Consider the following 8,144-nt stretch of genomic DNA (forward strand, 5'->3'; position numbering starts at 1 on the left):
GCCCGACTGGCGCGCGGGGAACCGCTGCGCTAACCTTCGGCGGCTCAGTTGACCCGAGGGGAGCGAGAAAATGGCACACAAGTTCGTGATCGAAAAGAACAAGGCCGGCGAGTTCGTCGCAAAATTCAAATATAACAGTGAATTGATGTTCTGGACCGAAGGCTATACCAGCAAGGCATCGGCCATCAACGCCATCGAATCGATCAAGAAGAACGGCCCCGGCGCCGAGATCGAAGAGAATCTGGACTGACGATCATCGACCTCATTCGTTGCAAATCCCGCCGCACCGCGCTTTGCCGCTTGAGCGCGGTTGCGGCGGGCTGAAGGGTCGACCCGCGTGGCGCAAGGCGGTTACTTCGGCTGGATCAGCGGCCTGTTCGGCGGATCGGCGTGGCGGTCGCGGCAGCGGATGCCACGCGGCGTCAAGCGCGGCTGGCGCGGACTGTTCGGGCGGCGCAGCGACGAGCGGCTGACCCCCACGGTCATCAGATCGCCTGCCGTCGCCCGGCCGCTCGGGTCGGCCCCCCGCGCGCGATCGCGCGACCCCGCCGCCGCCGGTACGCTTGCGCGCATCAAGCGGATGCGGCGCCGTGCCGTGGTCGACATGTTCGATCAGGTCGGGCTTGAACCCTTTCCCGGCCAGCTCTGGCGCTTCGTCGATGCCGAGCGCGATCCCTATCACGGCGTCACCACTTTCCTGCAGGCGATCGGCATCGATCCCGATCGTATCCGCCACCGCGATCCCGCCGAAATCGAGCGCGCCAATACCGTGCTCGACCTGCTGTTTGCGATCGATCACGTCTTCGATCGCGTCGAGCCCGAAGTTGCCGTCGCGCTGGAGGCGCGATTGTGCTCGGGCGATTACCGCGCAGTGCGACTGGCGGCGCAAGTGATCGAGACCTTTGAGAAAATCGCCCGGATCGAATCGCGCTGGCCCGTCGATCATCGGCTTGCGGTGCTCGACGCCTTCATCCGCGACATGCGCGCCGGTGCCGCCAATCCGCTCGCGGTGCCGGCCAATATTGCGGCCAATGCCGAACGCATCGCCGACGGCCTCGACCAGCATATGCTCGCGTTCGACGCGGCTTGGACCGAATATCGCCAGCTGGCGGCGATGATCGAGGCGCGCTGGCCGCCGGCGTGGCACATGGCGCCACAGGGCCAGCGGCTCGCCCAGGCAAATGCCGAGGCGTTAGCCGTCCACCGCGAATTGATGACCAATGCCGGGCTCGGCCACCGCGACGTTGAGCGGCTGCTCGCGCGGCTGGCGCGCGCGAATGAAAATCTGGCGTCGCTGCTCGATGCGATTGCAGCGGCGGAGGCGCGTCGCAGCGACTGGCGCCGCCAATCGGCCGCACCGCCATCGGACTATGACCGCGCACTGCTCTTCTTCGGCTGGACGCCGCATGACCGGCCCGATGCCGTGGCGTTGCGGCGGCGCTTCCGTGAGCTGGCGCGCACGACCCACCCCGATGCGGCCGGCGCTGATCCTGCCGCAAAAGCGGCCGCACATCAGCGGTTCGTCGAGCTCAACCGCTATCACGATGTGCTGAAGATGCGCGTCTAGCGCGGCTCGCGGCGGCGCAGGCGCACTTCGATGCGGCGGCGTGATTCGTCCGCAGCGGCATCGTCGGCGGTCACCATGCTGTCGTCGGGCTTCAGGAACGGACCGGCCGACAGCGGCACCAGAATGAAATCGCGCAAGCCTGCGCTGCGCATGAAGCGCGCGACTGAAACCGCGCGCGCCATCCCGAGCCCGGCATTGTCGACGGCCTCGGGCGCGGCCGTGTCCTTGCCGAGCAGCAGCGGCACCAGCACGCCGTCCAGATTGCTGCGCGTGCCGCCCGCTTTGCGCGGCACGGCATCGGTATGGCCGATCACTTCGATCACCGACGCCTGATATTTCTGCCCGATCTGGCGGATGCGCGGGATCACCGACCGCCGTAGCCGCTCCTCGAACCCCGGCGTCAGCGCCGCCGATCCGGCGGCGAATGAAAAGCCCTGCGCTTCGGGCAGGACAATGATCGGCGGGTTCTCGCGCGGCTTGGCGCGGATGATCGCGAGCAGATAGCCGCCAAGGATGATCGTCGTGAACATCGTCACCGCCAGCAGCAGATAGATGGTTTCCTGCCCCATCTGCATGTGCAGCGTGCTGCGCGGCGACCCCTTGCTCATCGGTGCCTAGCCTGCGTCGGCGGTCGGTTTGACGAAGCGTTCAACCGATTCGATCAGATCGCCGAGCGCGGTCAGCATCGCGCTCGCCTCGGTTGCGGTTGCGTTGAGCTTGGCGGTTTCGGCGGCGAGCCGGGCGACTTCGGCGCTGCTCGTCTGGGCGGCGGTCCCGAGTTGCTGAAGCTGGTTCTGGCCGACCTCGAATGCGCGCGACAGCTTGCCGGCATCGCCGCGCACTTCGTCGGCGAGCAGATGCGCGGCGACGGTTGCGTCCTGCGCCGATTCCTGAAGCTGGCGGATCGCCTTGAAGGCGCCGCGGACTTCGCGCGTCAGGTCGCGAGTCGCGGTCGCCAGGTTCGAGATATCGACGCTCGAATCATAGGAGGTTTCGACTTCATGCGCCTCGATCCGCAGCAGCACGGCAAAGAATGGCGCGAGCCCGGCCGTCGCCAGACCTTCGAGGAACGGCACGGCCAGCGACGCCAGAGTCGACAGATCATCGACGCGCAGGCTGACGCTGCCGAGGAACAGCGGCAGCACCGCGCTGGTGATACCCAGAATCAGCGACAGCACGCCGAATGCGACCATCATTTCGGCAGCGATCACGGCGTCGAAATCGGCGCGCCCGCTGCGCATATAACCGCTCGCCCGCCAGCGCAGGTAAAACAGCGCGGCAATGTTGACCAGGATCAACAGCGGGAAGGTCGGCTGGGCAATGATCTGCACCAGATGCGCGACGATGCTGCCCGCCAGCACCTGCAGCCCGACCTGGCTGTAGGCGACACGACGCATTCCCGTGCGGCGGCGTGGCATCAGCGACATCGCGCGTTCGATCCCCTTTCGACTGCGACGATGCCGCTATGTCCGATTCGGGCGTCCGGCGCTAGGGACGTTGGCCTGCGGCGATCGCGGCATCGCTCGCAAGCTTGTCGGCGCGCTCGTTTTCGGGATGGCCGGCGTGACCCTTCACCCATTGCCACGCGATGCGGTGCGGACGCGCCGCCGCCAGCAGTTCCTGCCATAGGTCGGCATTCTTGACCGGCTTCTTGTCGGCGGTCTTCCAGCCGTTCTTCTGCCAGCCGTGGATCCATTTGGTCAGGCCATCCATCACATAGCGGCTGTCGGTGGACAGCGTGACTGCGCAGGGGCGCTTGAGCGCGGTGAGTGCTTGCACCACCGCCATCATTTCCATGCGGTTGTTGGTGGTAAGCTTCTCGCCGCCCGACAGTTCCTTCTCGACCGCGCCCATCCGCAGCACCGCCCCCCAGCCGCCGGGGCCGGGATTGCCCTTGCACGCGCCGTCGGTGAAGATCTCGACCTTGGGCAGTTCGGTCATGCGAAAGCGCCGTCGCGTGCATAGTGCTGATAGCGGCGCAGATAGGCGATCGGGTCCTTGCGCGTCACCAGCGCATCGGCGGGGGTGTTGAGCCAGTCCCACGCCCGGCTGAGGAAAAAGCGCAGGCAGGCGCCGCGCGCGAGCGCGGGTAGGGCGGCCATCTCCGCATCGCTGAGTGCCACTTCGGCGCGATAGCCCGCGATCAGCGATTGCCCGACGGCTTCATCATGATGTGCGCCCGTCGCGTCGAACGCCCAGGCGGTGTGCATCACGGCCAGATCATAGCTGCGAAAATCGGTGCAGGCGAAATAGAAGTCGATCAGCCCCGTCACCCGGTCGCCCAGCATCAGCACATTGTCGGGGAACAGATCGGCGTGGATCGCGCTGCGCGGCAAGGTGCCTTGGCTCGGCCAGTGCGCCAGCACTTCCTCGACCATCCGAGCGGCAGCGGCGTGAAGTCCCGGCTGGATGCGATCGAGGTCGTTGCCGCAGCGTTCGAACAGCGGCGCCCAGCTTTCGACGCCCATCGAATTGGCGCGAACCGCTCCGAAATCGGCGACGGCATTGTGCATCTGCCCCAGTGCCCGGCCCGCCGCTTGTGCCTGCGTGGCGGTCGGGTGCGACAGCGACACGCCGGGCAGGAACTTGATCAGGCACGCAGGTCGCCCCTCGAGCTCGTGGATCTCGATCCCGTCGCGGTCCTTGATCGCGGGCGGCACCGGCAGGCCCTTGGCGTCGAGATGATCGAGCAGCGCCATGAAGAAGGGCAGGTCGGCGGCATCGACCCGCTTTTCGTACAGCGTCAGGATGAAGCGCCCGCGCGTGGTGTCGACCAGATAATTGCTGTTCTCGACGCCCTCGGCGATGCCCTTCGCCGACACCAGTTCGCCGACATCGAATCGCGCCAGGAAATCGGCCAATGCCTCGGCCGACACATGGGTGTAGACCGCCAAGCGCTCAGGCGGTGGCGGCTTCGAGGCCGCGCGGCAGCTTGAACGAGATCGTCTCGCGCGTGGTTTCTTCCTCGCGCTCGGTGATCGTGAAATGCTCGGCAAGGCGATTGACGAGCTCGCGCACCAGAATTTCGGGTGCGGATGCGCCGGCGGTGATCCCCAGCGTGCGGATGCCATCGAGCCACGCCAGATCGAGGTCGCTTGCGCGCTGGATCAGCCGTGCCGGGATGCCGTGGCGTTCGGCGACTTCGACCAGCCGCAGCGAATTCGACGAATTGGTCGCGCCGATCACCAGCATCGCGTCGCAATGGTCGGCAATCGCCTTCACCGCGGCCTGCCGATTCGAGGTGGCATAGCAAATGTCCTCGCCGCGCGGTGCCTTGATCTCCGGGAAGCGGCGCTGAAGTACCGCGACGATGTCGGCAGTGTCGTCGACCGACAGCGTCGTCTGCGTCAGAAACGCGATGTTGCTTGGATCGGCGACGACCACCGTTTCGGCATCTTCCGCGGTTTCCACCAGCGTCATCGCGCCAGGGGGCACCTGACCGAAGGTACCGATGACTTCCGGATGGCCGGCATGGCCCACGAAAATGATATGGCGCCCCTGTTCGACCAGCCGCTCGGCCTGACGGTGGACCTTCGACACCAGCGGGCAGGTCGCGTCGAGATAGGCAAGGCCGCGATTCTCGGCCTCGACAGGCACCGATTTGGGCACGCCATGCGCCGAAAAGACGACGGGCACGCCATCGGGTACTTCTTCGAGTTCCTCGACGAAGATCGCGCCCTTCGCGCGGAGGCTGTCGACGACATATTTGTTGTGGACAATCTCATGCCGGACATAGACCGGCGCGCCATATTTCTCGATCGCCAGCTCGACGATGTGGATGGCGCGATCAACACCGGCGCAAAAGCCGCGCGGAGCGGCGATCAACAGGTCGAGCGCCGGCTTGTCGGGGATAGTCATGACCGTGTCTCTACGCGATTGCTTGCGCGCGCGAAAGCCGGTTCCTATGGTGCCGCGCATTCAGGGGCCGCATCGATAGCAACGGTGACGGCCCCGCTTCATTGACAAGGGTGCCCAGCGTGAACGCCGCGAAATCCTCTCTCACCATCGCGCTCGGCCTTGCGGTTGCGGGTTGCGCCACCAAAGCCGGCGAAATTTCGGCCGAGGGCATTACCGCAATCCGCACGGCCTGCCCGACGGTCGCGGTGCCGGCATCGACCGGCGACATCACGCTGTTCAATCCGCCGACAAGCGAGGATCAGTCGGCGCTCGACGTGACCGCGACCCTCACTCGCGTGCGTTCGACCTGCAGCGACGTTGGCGCCGATGTGTCGACGGCAATCACTTTCGAGGTGCAGGCCCGGCGGACCAACACGCAGGGCGCGCGCGATGTCGTGCTGCCCTATTTCGTCACGGTGCTGCAGGGCGGGACCGTCGTGGTGTCGAAGCGGATCAGCCGCGTTTCGGTCCATTTCGACGACGGTCAGGCGCGCGCGAGCGCCAGCGGTCAGGCGACTGCCAATGTCCTCCGCTCGGCGGCAACGCTGCCGCCCGACATCCGCAAGCAGCTGACCCGCCCACGCAAGGCTGGCAACGAAGACGCCGCGATCGACCCGCTCGCCCGCCCCAATATCCGCGCCGCCGTGCAGCGCGCGACCTTCGAGGCACTGGTCGGCTTCCAGCTTACGAGCGAGCAGCTGAAATATAACGCCACGCGCTAGCCGTTGCGGCGTTGACTCGCTTGCTGCGCCGCGTCAAAGCTTCGTTCGTCGAAGGCTTTCAGCCTTGAGCGCATGCGGGAGAGCGTGGCCCCGAGCCACCGCCGAAGGAGCAACCGCCCCGGAATCTCTCAGGCAATCGGGACCGCACGCGCGAGGACACTCTGGAAAGCGGCAGCGCAGATCACTGCGACGCCCACCGAAGGGGTAAGCCGACGTGGCATAACAGCCGCGCGGCGAAAGCTCTCAGGTTCCGTGACAGAGGGGGCGGCTGGCCAAGGCTGGGCAACCGGCGATGGCATGCCGTCATCCATAGGAACGGAAGGCCCTGCGTGTGAGCGACCAAATCGATTTTATCGACACGATCGAAACGCTTCCGCTCGATGCATGGCACCGCGCGCGCGGCGCGCGGATGGTCGAATTCGCCGAGTACCACATGCCGATCCAATATGAAGGGATCATGGCCGAGCATCAGTGGACTCGCGAAAACGCGGGCCTGTTCGATGTCAGCCACATGGGGCAATTGCTGTTCTTCGCCGAAGACGGCGCCGACGTCGCCGCGGCGCTGGAGACCATGCTGCCGGGCGATCTCGCGGGGCTCGGCGTCGGCCGGATGCGCTATTCGCTGCTGCTCGCCGACGATGGCGGCATCCTCGACGATCTGATGGTCACGCGGCTTGACGGCGCCGCGTTCGACGGCGCGGCCTTTTACATGGTCGTCAATGGCGCCGTGAAGGCTGACGACATCGCCCATCTGGTCGAGCATCTGCCCGATGACGTGCGGCTCAACCATCTCGACGAACAGGCGCTGCTGGCGCTGCAAGGGCCGAAAGCAGTCGAAGCGCTGGCGCGGATCGTGCCGGGGGTCGAGTCGCTCGTGTTCATGACGGCGGCAGCGTTCGAATGGAACGGCACGCCGCTGTGGATAAGCCGGTCGGGCTACACCGGCGAGGATGGTTTCGAGATTTCGGTGCCTGCCGATGCGGTCGAGGCGCTCGCCGAGGCGCTTTGTGCGCAGCCCGAAGTCAAGCCGATCGGCCTTGGTGCGCGCGATTCGCTGCGGCTCGAGGCGGGGCTGCCGCTTTATGGTCATGATCTCGATCCCGAGACGACGCCGGTCGCGGCCGATCTCGGCTTTGCGCTGTCGAAGCGGCGGCGCGAGGAAGCCAGTTTCCCCGGCGCCGCGCGTATCCTCGCCGAGCGCGGGCAGGGACCGGCGCTGAAGCGCGTCGGCGTGCTCGTCGAAGGCAAGCAGCCGGTACGCGAAGGCGCCGCCGTTGTTGACGCGAGCGGGGCCGAGGTCGGCAAGGTCACTTCGGGCGGCTTTGCGCCGACGGTCGGCGCGCCGATCGCGATGGCTTATGTCCCGCTGTCGCTCGCTACGCCTGGCACCCGCATCGCGCTTGCCCAGCGTGGCAAGACTCATGCCGGCATCGTTACCGCGATGCCTTTCGTCCCCCACCGCTATGTCCGCTGACAGGAGGCCTGAATGAGCCGCTATTTCACCGAAGATCATGAATGGGTCGAACTCGATGGCGAGATCGGCACCGTGGGCATCACCGAATACGCGCAGGAGCAGCTCGGCGACATCGTGTTCGTCGACGTGCCCGAGGAAGGCAAGGAAGTGACCAAGGGCGACGAAGCCGCCGTGGTCGAATCGGTCAAGGCCGCGTCCGATGTCTACTCGCCGGTGTCGGGCACCGTGATCGAGGGCAATGCCGCGCTCGCCGATACGCCGGGCCTCGTCAACGAAGACCCCGAAGGCGACGGCTGGTTCTTCAAGCTGACGCTGTCCGACCCGAGCGAAGTCGAGGGCATGATGGACGAGACCGCCTATCAGGCCTTCGTCGCGAAGCTGTGATTTTTGCTTCCCCTCCCGCGGGCGGGAGGGGGCTGGAGGGTGGGCCCCCTCGGCTTCAACGTTAAGCTTTGCGCTTCAGCCCGAGCGCCCACCCCCGACC

10 protein-coding genes and 1 riboswitch are annotated in these 8,144 nt (G+C 66.1%); of the genes, 5 read left to right on the top strand and 5 right to left on the bottom strand.

Annotated features, from left to right (window positions below):
• The first annotated feature begins 70 nt into the window (after positions 1-70).
• A complete protein-coding gene (locus AX672_RS07750; RefSeq protein WP_066650559.1) occupies positions 71-250 on the top strand; it encodes a YegP family protein in 180 nt (59 codons plus the stop codon).
• Positions 251-337: 87 nt separating this feature from the next.
• Entirely contained in the window at positions 338-1,567 is a 1,230-nt protein-coding gene (locus AX672_RS07755; protein WP_066650561.1) for a hypothetical protein, read from the top strand.
• Here the strand turns inward: AX672_RS07755 and AX672_RS07760 are convergent.
• The 5 genes from AX672_RS07760 to ispH form a co-directional block, all read right to left on the bottom strand.
• Complete coding sequence (locus AX672_RS07760; protein WP_066650565.1) at positions 1,564-2,175, bottom strand: OmpA family protein; 612 nt, start codon at positions 2,173-2,175, stop codon at positions 1,564-1,566. The genes AX672_RS07755 and AX672_RS07760 overlap by 4 nt on opposite strands.
• A gap of 6 nt (positions 2,176-2,181) precedes the next feature.
• A complete protein-coding gene (locus AX672_RS07765) occupies positions 2,182-2,994 on the bottom strand; it encodes a hypothetical protein (protein ID WP_066650575.1) in 813 nt (270 codons plus the stop codon).
• Between the two features lie 61 nt (positions 2,995-3,055).
• Positions 3,056-3,508 carry a ribonuclease HI gene (rnhA, locus tag AX672_RS07770; RefSeq protein WP_066650577.1) on the bottom strand — a complete coding sequence of 151 codons (453 nt, stop codon included), beginning with the start codon at positions 3,506-3,508 and terminating at the stop codon, positions 3,056-3,058.
• Positions 3,505-4,461 (bottom strand): homoserine kinase, encoded by a 957-nt coding sequence (gene thrB / locus AX672_RS07775; RefSeq protein ID WP_066650580.1) that lies wholly within the window; start codon positions 4,459-4,461, stop codon positions 3,505-3,507. The genes rnhA and thrB overlap by 4 nt, the downstream gene beginning before the upstream one ends.
• 4 nt (positions 4,462-4,465) lie before the next feature.
• Positions 4,466-5,425 (bottom strand): 4-hydroxy-3-methylbut-2-enyl diphosphate reductase, encoded by a 960-nt coding sequence (gene ispH, locus AX672_RS07780; RefSeq protein ID WP_066650581.1) that lies wholly within the window; start codon positions 5,423-5,425, stop codon positions 4,466-4,468.
• 119 nt (positions 5,426-5,544) lie between these two features.
• Between ispH and AX672_RS07785 the strand changes: the two genes are divergently transcribed.
• From AX672_RS07785 to gcvH, 3 genes are all read left to right on the top strand, one after another.
• Positions 5,545-6,186 carry a hypothetical protein gene (locus AX672_RS07785; protein WP_202189277.1) on the top strand — a complete coding sequence of 214 codons (642 nt, stop codon included), beginning with the start codon at positions 5,545-5,547 and terminating at the stop codon, positions 6,184-6,186.
• 65 nt (positions 6,187-6,251) lie between these two features.
• Positions 6,252-6,341: riboswitch (glycine riboswitch) on the top strand.
• Positions 6,342-6,517: 176 nt separating this feature from the next.
• Positions 6,518-7,660 carry a glycine cleavage system aminomethyltransferase GcvT gene (gene gcvT / locus AX672_RS07790; protein ID WP_082730443.1) on the top strand — a complete coding sequence of 381 codons (1,143 nt, stop codon included), beginning with the start codon at positions 6,518-6,520 and terminating at the stop codon, positions 7,658-7,660.
• A 12-nt stretch (positions 7,661-7,672) separates the two neighbouring features.
• Positions 7,673-8,044, top strand: coding sequence for a glycine cleavage system protein GcvH (gene gcvH, locus AX672_RS07795; RefSeq protein ID WP_066650583.1), 372 nt, complete (start codon positions 7,673-7,675; stop codon positions 8,042-8,044).
• Positions 8,045-8,144 lie beyond the last annotated feature (100 nt).

Source organism: Sphingomonas sp. CCH10-B3 (assembly GCF_001556185.1).
In the GTDB taxonomy this organism is placed as follows: domain Bacteria; phylum Pseudomonadota; class Alphaproteobacteria; order Sphingomonadales; family Sphingomonadaceae; genus Sphingomonas; species Sphingomonas aquatica.